The organism is Nguyenibacter vanlangensis, assembly GCF_038719015.1.
GTDB lineage: Bacteria > Pseudomonadota > Alphaproteobacteria > Acetobacterales > Acetobacteraceae > Gluconacetobacter > Gluconacetobacter vanlangensis.
In genome coordinates, this window is the sequence record NZ_CP152276.1 from 1,490,610 (window position 1) to 1,506,372 (window position 15,763).

The window sequence follows — 15,763 nt, forward strand, 5'->3', positions numbered from 1 at the left end:
GCGCGGAGATCTATCGCCGGTTGACGACATGACGGCCCGGTCCGCATCCGCCAGCGTGTCGCGGACCACGGGCAACAAAGCCCTTTTCCTTGCAATAGAGTTCCGGTTCCGGCTGCGCGGCGGCCGCCGGGATCATGGCGTCGACTGCAAAAAACCTGCCGAGTACCGGCTCACGCAAGCAGGCGCGATCAGCATGGAATTGTCCGGAAGGTAAAAAACCCCGGCCAAACCACGTGATTCACGGATACGGATGAAGCCGTCACCATGCGACAAGCGTCGCCTGACTCGCCGCGCGTTTATAATTTCATTGTAACGACTCTTAGTTCGTCAAATCCAGGCTACATGGACGATTCAGCCCCAAAACGTAACGCCGCAAGCTCCGCCATTCCCGGTTCCAGAAAAGAACCGAAATATCCCAAGGAAACAGAAATGATATTAGATAATATTCCAAAATCCGTTGGAAATTATAAAAAAATAGAACACCAGAACATATTGGAATTCTATTTTTATATAAAAAACTATATCAATCCATGACTCGGTCATGGATTGTTTGAAACGAAAAAACCTAAAGCAGAGACATTATGTCCATATCTCGTCTCTCTTTCAAGAAAAATCGTTATCAATTAAATTTTAAAAGTCTTCCGCCGAATCTTCGTGGACTTCGTTTGTGTGTCGTCAACAAACTCTATCGTTCTGAAGCACCTTCTGGGTATTCGGAACCGCCTGATCACGTCACCTCGTTCAAAACCGGAGGTCGCTGTGGAAGAACAAATGACTATCAACAATTCCCTCAATCTGTTGGGGGCTATTGGAACGGGCCTTACGCCTCTCGAAGGAACCGTGGTTGTCAACTATGCCGACAACACCGTAACGGGATCGCTGAATCTGCAAGCTGCGGGATTACTCAGCGCTCAGACCTACGATAACCTTACCTTAACCCAATCCGGCAGCAATTATACGATTTCCGGAACGAACGGCCTGACCAGCGTCGCCGTCACCTATACCGGACAGGCACCGACTTCTTCCACATCCACCGTTACCTTGCTCAGCACCGGCATCGCCGCGGCTTCAGGCACGGGCAGCGTGACATCGTCGGTCGTTTGCTTTGCTTCCGGAACGCTGATCCGGACTCCGGATGGCGACGTGGCGATCGAGACGCTTTCACCGGGCGATCGGGTGATCACGGCGTCGGGCGTCGAGCGCTCGATCAAATGGATGGGACATGCGACCATCGATTGCCGCAGGCACGCCAAGCCCAGCCAGGTCAAACCGATCAGAATCTCGGCCGGCGCATTTGCTCCGGGACTTCCGTCGCAAGATCTCTGGGTGTCGCCCGGTCACAGCGTGTGCGTTCCGGTCCTCGACGAAGTGCTGGTGCCGGCGGATCTGCTGGTAAACGGCTCGACGGTCCAGCAGATCAACTGCCAGGAAATTACGTACTGGCACCTCGAACTGGACAGCCACGATATCATCCTGGCGAACGGCCTGCCGGCCGAGAGCTATCTCGACGTGGACAATCGCTCCTTCTTCCTGACCGGAGAAGGCCTGCTCGATCCCGACAGGTCGGCATCCGATCTCAGTAACTATTGCCGCCCGTTCACTATCGACGAATTGATCATCAAGGCGATCAGGGCGCGCCTGCGTACCCGTGCCCAGGCCCTGGGTTGGCGCTTGACCGATTTTCAGCTCAATGAAGTGCTGATCATCGCCGATGGCGATGTCTATCATCCTACGGTTCATGGGCAAACGCTGCGCTACGTGCTGCCGGCTTCGATCAAGAACGCGACGCTGGTCAGCCCGACGAACGCGGCGGCCTTCGTTACGGACAGTATGGACCGGCGCGAACTCGGTATCGCCATTCGGTCCGTCACCATCGATGACGGGATCGGTGCCTGCCGCACGGTATCGGCCGACGATGACGTGCTGAGCCTTGGGGCTTATGGCGCAGAGGGCCCGGCCGATGCACGTTTCCGCTGGACCTCCAACCGCCTGCCCCTGCCCTCATCTCTCTGGAACGACTGCAAGGGTCATTTCTTCATCCGCTTCGACCTCGGTCATAGCGGCCTGCCGCGCTGGAATGCGCCGGAAGCAGGAGAACCCACGCAGGGCAAAGACCCACAGTTTCATGCCGCCAAGCTGAATCGCGCCGCATAGATTTGATAATGAGGAGGGAGTGCAAACCCCCTCCTCACCTTCCATCAGGCGGCCCGGAAACCAGCCAACCCATGAAAGACCAGCCTGCCCATAGGGCAGGCTGGCTTGGCTTATCGTTATTGCTTCGCGTTCAGGAAGGAATGGATCTGGCCATTGACATTCGGCCCGACCGGCGTGTTCTGGCTGGCCAGGTCCTGGATGAAGCCGGCGATGTTGACGTCCGCCCGGTTGGCCGGAATGTCGCCATAGCCGCCCAGGCCGCCATTGCCGTAACGCAGATCGACCGCCGACGCGTCGGACTTGATCTGCACCTTCACCGTCGGCGACAGCGTGCCGCCACGGCGGTTTTCAACCGTGTCGATAAAGGATTCGACCAGCCCGCCCGGCATCACGTAGTGCGAGTAGGACTGGAACGCCCGCGGATTCTGCTGCGGGTTGGCGTCGTAATCCGTGCCCGCCGCCGTGTTGAGGTCCGTCGGGTTGCCCAGCACCAGGCCACTGCCATAGTTCATCGGCTGGAAGTCGCTGCGGATGCCGTTGCCGACGAAGCCGTACACACCGTCCGGACCATCCACGCCCGCCGCATAGGTCGTGCGGTGGCTGATCGTGAAGATGTAGTATTTACCGTCCTTGATATACATCTGCGGACGTTCGGTCTGGTCGTTGACGCAGTTGGCCTCGACCAGTGGCGTGAGGAACTTCCACTTCGACAGCGACGCGTCCTCGGCAACCGCCAGGCCGATCGCTGCCTTCTGGTAATAGGCGCCGCTATCCAGCACCTGCTGCAGGGTCTCGGCATGCGGATCGTTCGGGCGATAGCCCAGGTCCGTCGCGGTGCAGTTCGGGATACCGCGCTGGCCGGGGGTGTTGCCCTCGAACACCATGTAGTTCACGCCAGGATGGTTCGGATCCTCGAAGGTGAACGGATCACGGAAATTATAGTACGGGTTCTGCGCCCCGTTCTGGTACAGCACCCCGTCGGGACGCAGCAGCGGCGTGTGCGTGGTAAAGCCGGTGAACCAGACATGGTTGAAGTCGGCATGGATCTGGCCCAGGCTCTGGGTGATCACCGCCTGGGCGGGGGTGATGTCCTGCCCGGCCGCATTCCGGTTGAATGCCATGTCGGTATAGAACAGCGACACCTGGTTGCTGTTCGGGTCCAGCAGGCGCATCGACCCCGACCATTCCGCCGTGATCGTGTAGGTCGTGCCGGCGAAGACCTGTTCCTGCGCGCCTTCGGGGATGATGTGCCCGCCATAGATCCAGCCGCCATTCGCCGGGCGCTTGTCGGCCGGAATGCCGGCGCGGCGGTAGAAGAAGCCGATCCGCGCATGGGTGTGGCGGTCATCGAAGCCATAGCCGGCATTCTTGTCGGCGGTCAGGCAGAAGATGACTTCCCAGCCGTTATAGCTGAACTGGTTGGCATGCTTGTCGATCAGCGTCCAGGTGTCCCACACCCAGACATCCGGATTGATCGTCGGGAAATCCGCCGGAATATCCGGCATGATCAACTGCCCGGGCAGCGAGTTCTGGCCCGCCGCGACCGACGGGTTGGAATGCGCCTTGATCTGCATCGCGTCGGCGCGCGTCCAGTGCGCGGTAAAGTCCGCATCGGGCGCATAGGCCTGCTGCGTGTGGATCGTCGGCAGCGGGAAGCCGGGCACGCCCGTCAGCGACGTTCCGGGGAACAGCCGGGCGGCATGCGGCATCATGCCGACATGCGGCGCGACGCGCACTGCTTCGCGCTGTTCGTCGGGCGTCACGTCGCGCGCCAGCGCGGCATGCGCCGTCGTGGTGAGAGCCAGCGTCCCGACCAGGGCCATTTTCAGGGTGAGATTCCGTCGGCGTACGTTCGCCATTTCATCCTCCATACGGGAAAGAGACAAGCAACCTAAAGGGAGGGTCCGATTGCATGAGCGAAGCCTGAGCAGCGCGCGCGAATAGACTCCCCGAACGCTTTCAGGCTGCGGCCACGTAACCGTGAGAATGCTCGGAATGAAACGATAGACTTCAATAATAACCGCCACAAATGTGGCGAAAAACCGTAATAACACTTACATCAGGAATAACAACATTCGCGTATGTTTTTATTTACTAAACCGCGAATATATGAATAGTCCCTACCCTCCTCGCACGTTTAACCTCTAAAATTCCTCCGCAGCGCACCACCAACTGATGTGAAGCCTGCGGGACAGTAAGATCATGAAACGGCGATATCGACAACCGCCGATTTCGACAAAAAGGAATTTTTTTTCATCCAAGCATTTCAGACATAAAATTGTCATATTTTCGAGACACGAACATCAATTCTACTCGATATTTCTTTATTTTCCGGAAATGTATTTAACAATTTACCTGTTGATTTTGTTAAGTTATTTACTTGTTTCTACAAAAAATTTTGTGGATACACTCTCAATACCCGCGACAGTGCCCGCGACAATGCGATGACGTCATCTTTGACCCCGCCCATCCCCATCACGCGATCGCGCAGCCCATGCCGGGTGAAAAGTCTCTATGATCGCCGCGGCGCGGCAGGACAAGCAGGGCGACGGTGACATGCCTACCGGCAATCGGGGAATCGCAATATTATGCGCGGGGCTGATGATCGGCCCTTTCGGATGCGCCGGCCCGACCGGGCCGATCTTCGGCGATTGGTATGGCTATCAGCCCCTGCCCGGACCGCAGGCGCAACTGGCCGTCGAGCTTGTCCTGCATGGACCACCCACGGCACGGCTCGGCGCATTTCGCATGCACGTCCAGACGATGTGGATGGTCGCCAATCCGCAGAATCAGTCGGACTACCCGACCGGTACCTGGACGATGCAGCCTGTGACGATCGATGGCCGGACCTATCGGCGGATCGACCTGTCCGGCCTGGATACCGCGATGCACCACGCGACGCTGATCGCCCATTACATCGAACTGCCGAACGGCACACTGGTCCCCGCCACTGCCGACGGCAAGCCTGATCTCAGCCCGGGCGGCCTTGCCTTCCGCCTGGTGCCGCGCCCGCGCGGCAGTTTCGGCTATGGCCGCGTCTGAGCACGCCGGGCCGCCGTCACGCCGCCATGGTCAGGCGCCATGGATGGGCGTGGGGCTTCTGTCGCCCCGATAGACGCGTCCGAACCGGTTTTCGAGAAAGGCCGCCAGCGCGATGTCCTCTTGCCGGACCACGCCGCGTTCCGGCAGGTGACCGTCCTTCAACAGGTCCAGCACCGCGCAGATCGCGCCGGCTGTCGTGATCTGGATCGCGGTACGCGGCCGGCCATGCACGATGTCGCCATGGATGCGGCGGACGAAGCTTTCCTGCATCAGCCGTCCGTCGCGCCGGCCGGAAACCGTAACGAAGATCAAAACGACGTCCTGCCGGGTCGCCGGAATGGCATATTCCAGAATATCCTTTAACAAATCGCGTCGTTCCGCAAGGCGCAGGTCCCGCAGCAGCATCTTCATCGCCTGCGCGTGGCCGGGATAGCGAATGGTACGGTAATTCAGTTCCCGCACCGCGCCGGCATAGGTTTCACACAGCGAGCCGAGCCCCCCCGAGGTATTGAAGGCTTCGTAGGTCACGCCATCCACCCCCAGCGTTTCCAGCCCCTCCAACGCCGGAACCATGCGGCGTTCGCCCGCCACGATGGCCTCGCACGGTTCGATATATTCGTTGATGACGCCGTCCGTGCTCCAGGTCAGGTTATAGCCGAGGGCATTGGAGGGAAATTCCGGCAACGCGCCGACACGCAGATGGATCGTGTCCAGGGCGTCGAACCGCCGGGCGATGTCATGGGCGACGATGGAGACGAAGCCGGGCGCCAGGCCGCATTGCGGCACGAAGGCGGTGCGCGCGCCGGCCGCATGGTCGCGTACTGCGCGGGTGCTGGCCACGTCCTCGGTCAGGTCCAGATAATGGAGCCCGGCCTCGGCCGCGGCGCGCGCGATCGTCGTGGTCAGATGATAGGGGGCCGCGGACAGCACGGCATAATGCCCATCCATCAGCGGGCGGAGCATGCCGGGCTCCGCGATGTCGGCCTGCAGCTTTCGGACCGAATCCGCAACGTCGGCGCGATGCAGGCCGGCCTGGTCCCGATCAACCAGGCTGACGGCATAATCGCCGGTGGCGTCAAGGAAATCCGCGATCGTCGCACCGATCTTGCCGGCGCCGACAACGAGTATCTTCTTCATCCGATCCGCTCCCGCCATATGGAATCACGACATCGAACGAAGGAACGATATCGAAAACAACTGGCCGTGTGACGCGTCGCGCGGGCTTTTTTTCGGCAGAATGTCGGATAAGATCGGCATTATGCACATGGACGCCACGGACAAAGCCCTGCTCGCCCTGCTTCAGGACAATGCGCGGATATCGACCGCAGCGCTGGCCCGCCGCACGGGCCTGTCACGCACGACGGTGCAAAGCCGCATCGAACGGATGGAACAGACGGGACTGATTGCCGGCTATACGGTCGTGACGGCGCCCGAGGCCGAGGATGCGGTGCGCGCGCACGTGATGGTCACCCTCGCCCCGCGCCATGCCGCGTCGGTGGAAGCCGCGCTGCGGCACATCGGGGAAGTGCGCGAGCTGCATGCCGTCAGCGGCACGGTGGACATGATCGCGATCGTCGGCGCGGCCTCGACCGAAATCATCAATCGCGTCATCGACCGGATCGGATTGCTGGACGGTGTCGAGCGCACGATTTCGGCGATCATCCTGTCCACCCGGTTCCGGCGCCGCGGCACGCACGGCCGCTGAACACGCGCCCGGGCATGCGCAGACCGTCTGGAGGCGGTCTGCCATACGGGCGGCAGGCTCGCGATAGAAGGACGGGGGTTTTGCGTCGTCGGCGCGATACCCCCCAACCGAGCGCACGCTCCCGGACCTCAGGCGCAACTCTCCGGCTCATGATGTTCATGATAGCTCCTACTTACAGGTAGGAGCCCCCGGAAAACGGGACGCTTCACGTCCAGATCCGGGAACCGGCCGCATGACGATGAAAGGGGCGCAGGGACGGAATCGATTGCAAAAAACACAATTAAATGTTGCCAAAATAACAATTTAAAATCGCAAAAAAATATGCGTGTTATTAAGAAAGGTACCCATCTGTATTGCACGAAGATTATCGCAAATACCAAACTCACTTCGCAAAATGACGTTTTTTTTGCGAAATATTGATCCGCGGCACTTTAGGCGTGGTCACGCCCCGAACGTGGAGTAAATAAAATGGCGAATGGCAAGACAGTTATGGTTGTCGGAGCTGCCGGAGATATATGCTCTGAAGTCTGCCGTCGACTGGAGAGTGACGGTTACAAATTAATATTGATCGACCGCGATGAGGTTCGGCTCAACAGGTTGCTCAACACCCTCGACAGTGACCGTGTCACGCCGGTAATCGCTGATGCAGGTGCAACAGAGCCCGCAGACGGAGGCATAGCCGACGCGGTTGACCAACACCGGCCGGAGGTGCTCATAAACGGTGTCGGCGGCGACACCAAAGTATTAAGGATCGAAGACCTTACGGCAAGCTATGTTGCCGAAAAGATAAATGAAAACCTGATAACGACGTTCAACGTAACCAAGCTCTGCGTGCCCCACATGAAAGCCAAACGTTATGGACGCATCGTCAACTTTGCGTCCGCCGGCGGGCGTACATACAGCCATTTCAATAACGCGGCGTATGTCGCTGCAAAAGCCGCGGTCATCGGGTTTACCAAACAAATAGCATATGAACTCGCTCCCTTCGATATTGTTGCGAACGTCGTTGCACACGGGCCGATGCTGACGAGCCGCATTGAATCCGCGTGGGAGCGGCGCCCCGAAGAGCAGAGGAAGGACGTGCTGAATAGAATCCCTCTCCGACGGATGGGCACTCTCGATGAAGCCGTCGGAAGCGTAATGTATTTGGCATCTCCTTCCGCGGGTTTCACAACAGGAAGTGTGATGGACATCAATGGCGGTCTTTACATGTAAACTGGCCCAAGGAGATAGGTGATGATTACATTTATTGTAAAATACATATATAACGTTACCAGATCTGCGCGAGAACAGGTTATGGCGTCGCATCGAGAAAATCTGGAACAACAAGCGCAGTCGGGCGCCTTGATTTGTGCGGCGCGCGTCGAAGGCGAAGAGGCGGGTGTTCTGATATACAAGGCCGAAGATCGCGAGAAACTGGAAAACATACTACAAAAAGAGCCCTATAAGAAAAATGGATTTATAGAAAAGACCGAGATATCGGTTTTGAATCCAACAATAGGGCTCCTCTAACGATCGCAACACCTCAAAAAACGTGAAGACTGGCCATCAGAATATAAAATATTCCAATATCGAATGACGAAGATCCAACTCCTGGGAGACCAAAACCATGGCTATCACCGACTGGTCGCTCAATTGGTTCGATCGCAGGTCAAGTTTCATCGAAGAGTGCAACGCTGCGCGCAACGCGCTTATCGATGATCTAGCCGATGGGGCTGCCACGCAGCAGCGCGTATTGGACGATATATATCGCATTTGCGGCCCATCGCAATCATGGCAACAATCGGGGTATAGCGACGCCATCCGGCGTGGCGCAACTTTCCGGGAAATTGTACCAATTCGGACATACGCGGATTTTGAACCGCTCATTGACAGCGAAGTGCACACCAAGGGTGGCGTTCTGTCGACCAGTCCTGTCCGTCGCTGGTTAAAAACAAGTGGCACGACCGGAAAGCCCAAGCGTATCCCCTATACGGACCACTGGATGACGGCTTATCGCGTGCCCGCGATGAAGGCGATGTGGGGCACGTTTCTGCTGAATTGTCCGGAACTTCTTGCCCATCCGTATGCGACGTTCGACACCCAGACAGTCCGCGAAGTCCCCGGCGATCACATCTTTGGCGTGCCTTATCAGGGGATCAGTAACCGCAACCCGCCACTCGGCGCCTCAGATTGGACGCCACCCTGGTACGAAGCCCCTTGGTATATCCCCTCTCTCCCCAGCGACCATTTAACCAAAATGTATTACCGGCTACGATGGCTCGTCACGAAAGATGTCCGGTTTTTGACTGCAATAAACCCAAGCACCATCTTGTCCATACTCGATAGTCTCAAACTGTTCGCATCAGTTCTGGTCAAGGAGATAGCGGACGGATCCGTGGCCGGGATAAACATGGTTGCGCCGGATCCGGAAGCGGCTCGGCGGCTGGAGAAAATTCTCGGACGATCCACTTATTCATTGAATGATGTCTGGCCCAACTTGATACATTACAGCACATGGGCGTCGGCCGCCGCGAGGCTCTACGATGCGCAAATGCTCCATGCCTTGCCCTGCGCCAAGCGACTTCCCTTCATGAGCTGCGGAACGGAAGGGGTCGTGACAATACCGCTGGACGGTTCTCAATTGGGTCAACCATTGGCGGTCGACCAAGCCTGGTTCGAGTTCATCCCCGCTGAGGATGAACCGAACGAGTATTTAAGCGGCAGGAGAAGAACCGACACCCTCTTGTATGACGAACTGGACGTCGGAAAAGAGTACCACGTTATAATGTCTCAGTTGAACGGTTTGACGCGACTCTACACCGGAGATATATTTTCTGTCGAAAAAATAGAGGCCGGAGTGCCGCATATTTACTTCACCCGTAGACACGGTGTTTATCATTCATTCACGGGCGAAAAATTGACCGAGGCTGAAGTCGTTTCTGCAATTGAACGCGGCCTCGCGCAGTTCGGAGCACCTCTCGGATTATTTCTCTGTGGCGCGCGATGGGGATCTCCGCCAGGTTATTCAATTGCGATCGAGCTGCATCTGCCCCGGAAACTTGATGTTACGGAAATCGCCACGGCGATTGATCTCCATCTGCAGCACATCAGCATCGAGTATGCGTCGAAGCGGGAGAGCGGTCGCCTGGACGGCATACAGGTCGCATTGATTCAACATCAGGCGATCGCGAAATACGTCGAATCAAAACGGAATCCAGGCAATACCACTCAATACAAATATAAGCCGTTCCATAAGGACACGTCCTTTCTCGATGAACTCGTCCGAGATAACAACATTATCCAGGGGGAGATGCACGGTGTCAGCGTCACGTAAAATCGAACAACTTCATAGCGACGGTGCGGATTTGGCGTTGCACTCTTGGATGCCGCGTAACCCGCGCGCCGCGGTCTTCTACCTCCATGGCCTTCAAAGCCACGCTGGATGGTCATGGCAATTTGGGGAGTATCTCGGGCGTCGCGGCGTCGCCTTGTTCGTTTTGGATCGGCGTGGGAGTGGTCTGAGCGGGGGCGTCCGCGGGGACTATGCATCATTGGACTCCCTGGCCTATGATTATCATGTCGCGTACAACCATATGCTGGCGCTACTTGAAGATAAGCAAAATGTAACGCTCTTTGGTCACTGCCTCGGAGGATCGCTGCTCGGTGGTCTTCTGGCTAAAGGAGGCGTATTCGCGAATTATCGCTCGTTTGTTTTTTGCTCCACGTGGCTGGGTCGTCTTCACGCCGTGCTTTCGCCTGAGGAGAGATCAATAATCGCCGGAGAGAGAAGCACCGAGCTTGTAGACGTAGACTTGAAGGCGCATGACTTTACGGATGTCAAGAAATATCTTGACTTTATTTCCTCCGATCCGCTCTCAATAAAATGCATTACCGCTCGAAGCAGAGCGTTGTTTCTGGAAATAGAACAGATTTATCTCGAGAGGGGGATAGATTCAGGCGCTGCATCAGCACATTATATTATAAGTTCAACCGATCCCATTGTGAACCATCAAGCATCCTTCGAGGTATTTAACGCGATCACTCGAAATGCCGGATTTCTAACAGTTATACCGACAAATAAACACTATATTCCATTCACTGATGCAAGGGAGGTATTGTTTAAACGAACGGAATCAATTGCGCTAGAGCATCATCCGACCGGATGGGCTCATCCGGTCGGATAAAGATGCTCGTTAAAACAAAGAGCTAAGAGCCATATCCGTGAACCTGTGAGAATGGATATGGCTTTAGAGCATGTCGGTTGAACACCGGTTCCGTGAAAATACCCTAAGTTATTATTCTGTCGAGCATCTTCACCCGTTCAAACGACTCCGTTTGAACGGGATCTTCTCCAGCCGAGGGGACATCGGGATGAGAACGCGTTTTTTCCACGTAACGCTCCCCTTAAAGCGGCCGTTTGCTCACATGGCACATAAGCGGACCACATCCGACAGCGTTGTCCTTATGATTGAACACCAAGGCGTTACAGGAATCGGTGAATGTGCGCCGCGGAAATATGTCACCGGAGAGACGGCCGAGCAGGTGATATGGTCGGTGAACTCCGCTCTTAAGAGTCGCGGCGTCGCGGAGGCACTCGAAGCAAGTCCCATCGAGTTTCTTTCCGGAATGCTAAACGGTGACAAGCGCTTTAGTGACATCGCATCGCTGCCCAACAACGCGCGATGCCTGTTGGAAATGGCGCTGCTCGATTGGCTCTGCCATGCAAGATCGATCGCATTATGTGACGTCATAGCTGCGTCATTTGAGTCCGGCTTGATGCCGAGCAAGGAAATCACGCGTGTTCTCGATGGCCATCGGAATCTGGATGATTTTCTCAGTTCGGACGGTCCGTTTCACTGCATAAAGGTAAAGGCTACGATAAATAGCCAATCGGATATCGAGACCGTTGAGAAATTGCGTGAAAGCATAGGGCCAAACCGCGATATAATAGTCGATGCCAATATGGGCTGGACAGACGAGAATGCCCGGTCGTCGATGGCCAAACTTGGACGAGCCGGAGCTACGCTGTTTGAGGAGCCTCTTCCCGCACGACGATACCTGGATTTGGCCGATCTCAGGGCCACAACGAATCAGCCAATTATGCTGGACGAGTCCCTGTGCACACTTCAGGACGGAGAGGAGGCAATTGCGCGATCGAGCGTTGACGCCTTCAACATCAGAATTTCCAAGAATGGCGGGATATCGGGCGCGCTTGGCCTGATACGCCTGGCTCAATCGTCGGGTATCCGTTGGCAACTGGGCGTTCAAGTCGCCGAGGTCGGGCCGCTGGTTGCGGCCGAACGGCATTTAGCGTGTACGGTCGGGGGCTATTTGACTGTCGAGGCGGGAATTGGTGACGAGATATTTGACGAATTTGTCGTGGATCCTTATCCCACGCCCGATCGAAAAAATAATACAATAATACTTCCACCAGGCGACGGGCTTGGCGTTCAACTATCTTCAAATATAAATAAGTACAATACAGCACTTACCTGAAGACGTTCGTTTTGTCTGGCGTATTTGATTTGTCATTGGTCGATTGCGATATTGGATCCGAGGTTGCCATGTATACCTTGTCAAGGTGCGATGTGCAGAGCCGTGTGTTGACTTTTCTCGGCAACGGGCGAACGAACAGGGCGCTCACTGCTGTGCGCGACGATCCAGCAGATCTCATACAATCTTCCATCGCGGGAAATACGGAGCGGCTCGCCGTCTCGATTTTGCAAGGGGCATCAGTTGAAAACCGACGTCCAAAGGGATTTTTTCACTGGCGGGCGCCTTTCGAGATGCACGCTCAGAACCGTGTTATAGTCGGAGGCTTCGGCAAAACGCACGGATCGCGCCATGCGGACGTCTCTGCTGCCGACGCGCCTGCGTGGTTCTTCAAAGGGACCGACGCTCAGCTGCTTCTGAATGGCGAGGCAATAAAAGGCGTGGGGCGCGCTGCCCAGATTTGTGAGGAAGCAGAAATTATACTGGTCTACAGTACTGACGGCTCAGGTGTTGCACAGTACGTTGGCTTTATGTTTGGAAACGATGTTACTGACATTGTTACTGCCCGCGGCCAGCCCTCCAAGCTTGGACGCGCAAAGCTTTATCCGACGCCCGTTCACCCCGAATTGTTTCTCGGCCCGCCGCCGGCGCGTGTGACTGGGCGAGTCTCATGTTATCGCGACGGGCAATTGATGGGCGATTTCCACGTTGAAACTGGAACGGATGAGCTTGTCTGGCCGGTCGAGGAACTTATTATGGGACTCCTGTCCAATGCACCGATGGCAGTCCCTGGGACTATACACATGATATTCATGGGGTGTCCCATGAATAGCTACGATAAGGGTATCCCGCTGGCGCCGAAAGATGAAGTCGTGATCGAATTTCCGGATTACGATGTGCGGATAAGTAATACCCTGGAGGCCTGAGGGGGGTCGGCCCGCTACGGGACGCCGGAGATTTTCAACACGGATCAGGGCAGCGCTTTCCAGACCGGGGCAACCTCTGGGTCAGGCGGACTCCAAGCGGTTTGTGATGCCAATTCATGCAAAGCATCATGAGGAGCAGCGTTCTTCTCCAGGTGCAAAGTTTTTCTCGCACGTCGACTCGGGTGGGCTTAAGCTCATCGTCCTGAAACGTTGGGGCGCGTCACCGTAAATGCATCCAAAAGATTTATCTTTGCTGGCATGTCTCGACGTTCTCTTATCCGAGGGCAGCGTAGCGGGAGCAGCTTCGCGCATGAATCTCAGTACTCCGGCCATGAGTCGAATCCTCGGGAGGATTCGGTCATTGACGGGAGATCCGATTCTTGTGCGGGCCGGCCGGGGCATGGTGCCCACACCGCGAGCAGAAGAAATTCGTGAGCAGGTGAGCGCGCTCGTGGAGAACGCTCGGCAGATATTGCAAGGCTCGAGCCAATTCTCACCGCACCTTCTCAAACGTACCTTCACGCTTCGCGCAACCGACGGCTTTGTATCATCATTCGGCTCTCATTTGATTGATTCTCTCTCCAAATGTGCTCCTCACGTCAGCCTGCGATTTGCCCCACAAGGGGACGAAGACGTTGCGGGGCTTCGAGAGGGGGCGGTCGATCTTGACATCGCCTCAATAAATATCAGTGGTCCCGAAATTATAACCCAGTCCCTGTTTTCCGACCGCTTTGTCGGGGTGGTAAAGAAATCCCACCCTCTTGCCTCCGGTAAGGTTACGGTCGAACGATTCTGTAATTATCCTCAGATCTCCGCGTCACGCCGAGGACGCAAGCAGGGGCCGTTGGACTTGGCGCTCCAAAATCTCGGCCAGTCGCGCACGGTCGCCGTGGTCGTATCCGGCTTCGCGGATGCGGTGTTCCTAGCCGACCAGGCGGGCCTGGTCGCGGTTGTGCCGGAGTTGCTTACACGTAGCGTGCGTCATGGATTGATGACGTTCCAGTTGCCGGTGGAGACGCCACCGGTCACGGTGTCCCTGGCGTGGCATCCCAAATTTCAATTTGATCCTGCGCATAGCTGGTTGAGGACGATTGTAAAGGCAATCTGCTCTTCTGACGACTCGTCAGATACATAGTTGCATTTCTATCAACGATACATTTCAATAATTGCAGTTTCCGCATCTTCTTTGTCTGGCGCATTATCATCCAGCTTCAGGGCCAGCTTCAGGGAAGGAAGAAGGGAATGGCGACGGCATCCACAGACATGGCTCCTGCCTCCGGTCGAGAAGCAACGCGGCGGCTGCTTCCCTTCACGGTTCTGGTTGCTCTCGGTTACCTCACGGTGGGATTGCCCCTAGCTGTTGTACCGATCTATGTACATAGTACGCTCGGTTTTGGTCCGGTTGCCGTTGGCTGGGTGATAGCAATGCAATCGATCGGGACATTACTGACTCGCCACTTTGCAGGTGTTGTTTCCGACACGCGTGGTTCGAAACTCGCGGTTATTTCTGGCGCTGCCACATGTTCTTTTGCAGCAGTGTTATATAGTCTGAGCACTCCGTCGCTTTTCGGGAGGACTGGTGGGCTAGGGATCCTATTATTAGCCCGGTTGATTCTCGGGTTGGGAGAAAGTCTGCTGATCACCGGCGCGTTAGCGTGGTGCATAGGGGCAGTAGGAAGCCGGTATACCGGGCGCGCGATGGTTTGGGTCGGCATAGCAATGTTCGGTTCGATCGGAGCCGGCGCGCCTGCCGGCGTTGGCCTGCTCCGAGCAGGCGGTTTTACCTTTCTTGCTCTGGTAGCGGCTCTCCTCCCGATTCTTGCGTGCCTGATTGCGGCAAGGAAGCCCGGCATACCTCCGCATCACGGCCGGCGCATGGGGTTCCTGAAGGTTGTCGGCCTCATCTGGCCATTTGGGGTAAGCTTGGCGCTGAGTACTTTCGGGTTCGGCACGCTCTTCGCGTTTCTTGGCCTCTATTACGCGTCTCACAATTGGTCCGGTGCGTCATGGGCGCTCTCGGGATTTGGCCTCGCATATACGGTCACCCGCCTCATATTCGGTGGCCTGCCCGACCAAATGGGGGGAATCAGGGTCGCGTCGGTCACTATCCCTCTCCAGGCACTCGGATTGATTATTTTAGCGGCGGCACCGGTGGCTGAAGTGGCTTTGATCGGCGCTGCCATTCTTGGAGGGGGGTACTCACTGACATTTCCGGCGCTGGGAGTCGAAGCCGTCAAACATGTTCCTCCGCAAAGCCGGGGCGCTGCAATGGGTGCTTACGTGGCGTTCGTCGATATAGGGCTTGGTCTAACTGGGCCAATTTCCGGAGCCATTGTCAGCCATGCGGGTTATCCAGCGGTCTTTGTGGCGGGAGCCCTCGCATCGGGGGGGGCGTTCGTCGCAATGATGTTGACGAGTAACCTCTTCGTTAGGCCCACCGTAGATTAAGTGTTTGGTTTCA

Annotated in this window: 14 protein-coding genes; 12 read left to right on the forward strand and 2 right to left on the reverse strand. The window is 56.4% G+C overall.

Annotation, left to right across the window (positions count from 1 at the left end):
• Window positions 1–28: 28 nt before the first annotated feature.
• Window positions 29–214 (forward strand): hypothetical protein, encoded by a 186-nt coding sequence (locus AAC691_RS06770; protein ID WP_342629441.1) that lies wholly within the window; start codon window positions 29–31, stop codon window positions 212–214.
• A 557-nt stretch (window positions 215–771) separates the two neighbouring features.
• On the forward strand, window positions 772–2,154 hold the full coding sequence (locus tag AAC691_RS06775; RefSeq protein WP_342629442.1) for a Hint domain-containing protein: 1,383 nt from the start codon (window positions 772–774) through the stop codon (window positions 2,152–2,154).
• Between the two features lie 116 nt (window positions 2,155–2,270).
• Here the strand turns inward: AAC691_RS06775 and AAC691_RS06780 are convergent, their stop codons facing one another.
• Window positions 2,271–4,013, reverse strand: coding sequence for a glycoside hydrolase family 68 protein (locus tag AAC691_RS06780; RefSeq protein ID WP_176638925.1), 1,743 nt, complete (start codon window positions 4,011–4,013; stop codon window positions 2,271–2,273).
• Between the two features lie 655 nt (window positions 4,014–4,668).
• Here AAC691_RS06780 and AAC691_RS06785 point away from each other — a divergent pair.
• Window positions 4,669–5,196: a hypothetical protein gene (locus AAC691_RS06785; RefSeq protein ID WP_342629443.1), complete on the forward strand. Its 528-nt coding sequence runs from the start codon at window positions 4,669–4,671 to the stop codon at window positions 5,194–5,196.
• 30 nt (window positions 5,197–5,226) lie between these two features.
• Here AAC691_RS06785 and AAC691_RS06790 read toward each other — a convergent pair whose 3' ends face one another.
• Window positions 5,227–6,333, reverse strand: a complete 1,107-nt coding sequence (locus tag AAC691_RS06790; RefSeq protein WP_176638924.1) for a saccharopine dehydrogenase family protein — start codon at window positions 6,331–6,333, stop codon at window positions 5,227–5,229.
• A gap of 127 nt (window positions 6,334–6,460) precedes the next feature.
• On the opposite strand from AAC691_RS06790, the gene AAC691_RS06795 reads away from it, so the two are divergent.
• From AAC691_RS06795 to AAC691_RS06835, 9 genes are all read left to right on the forward strand, one after another.
• Window positions 6,461–6,901: an Lrp/AsnC family transcriptional regulator gene (locus AAC691_RS06795; protein ID WP_246285325.1), complete on the forward strand. Its 441-nt coding sequence runs from the start codon at window positions 6,461–6,463 to the stop codon at window positions 6,899–6,901.
• Window positions 6,902–7,369: 468 nt separating this feature from the next.
• Window positions 7,370–8,116, forward strand: a complete 747-nt coding sequence (locus AAC691_RS06800) for an SDR family oxidoreductase (protein WP_342629444.1) — start codon at window positions 7,370–7,372, stop codon at window positions 8,114–8,116.
• A 21-nt stretch (window positions 8,117–8,137) separates the two neighbouring features.
• The gene (locus AAC691_RS06805; RefSeq protein WP_342629445.1) at window positions 8,138–8,413 is read left to right on the forward strand and encodes a muconolactone Delta-isomerase family protein; all 276 of its coding nucleotides are present in this window, start codon (window positions 8,138–8,140) and stop codon (window positions 8,411–8,413) included.
• Between the two features lie 97 nt (window positions 8,414–8,510).
• Window positions 8,511–10,217, forward strand: coding sequence for a GH3 auxin-responsive promoter family protein (locus tag AAC691_RS06810; RefSeq protein ID WP_342629446.1), 1,707 nt, complete (start codon window positions 8,511–8,513; stop codon window positions 10,215–10,217).
• Window positions 10,201–11,067 carry an alpha/beta fold hydrolase gene (locus AAC691_RS06815; protein WP_342629447.1) on the forward strand — a complete coding sequence of 289 codons (867 nt, stop codon included), beginning with the start codon at window positions 10,201–10,203 and terminating at the stop codon, window positions 11,065–11,067. The genes AAC691_RS06810 and AAC691_RS06815 overlap by 17 nt, the downstream gene beginning before the upstream one ends.
• A 70-nt stretch (window positions 11,068–11,137) precedes the next feature.
• Complete coding sequence (locus tag AAC691_RS06820) at window positions 11,138–12,379, forward strand: enolase C-terminal domain-like protein (protein ID WP_342629448.1); 1,242 nt, start codon at window positions 11,138–11,140, stop codon at window positions 12,377–12,379.
• A gap of 11 nt (window positions 12,380–12,390) precedes the next feature.
• The gene (locus AAC691_RS06825; protein WP_342629449.1) at window positions 12,391–13,302 is read left to right on the forward strand and encodes a hypothetical protein; all 912 of its coding nucleotides are present in this window, start codon (window positions 12,391–12,393) and stop codon (window positions 13,300–13,302) included.
• Window positions 13,303–13,531: 229 nt separating this feature from the next.
• Entirely contained in the window at window positions 13,532–14,437 is a 906-nt protein-coding gene (locus AAC691_RS06830) for a LysR family transcriptional regulator (RefSeq protein WP_342629450.1), read from the forward strand.
• A gap of 107 nt (window positions 14,438–14,544) precedes the next feature.
• Window positions 14,545–15,750, forward strand: a complete 1,206-nt coding sequence (locus AAC691_RS06835) for an MFS transporter (RefSeq protein ID WP_342629451.1) — start codon at window positions 14,545–14,547, stop codon at window positions 15,748–15,750.
• The last annotated feature ends 13 nt before the right edge of the window (window positions 15,751–15,763 follow it).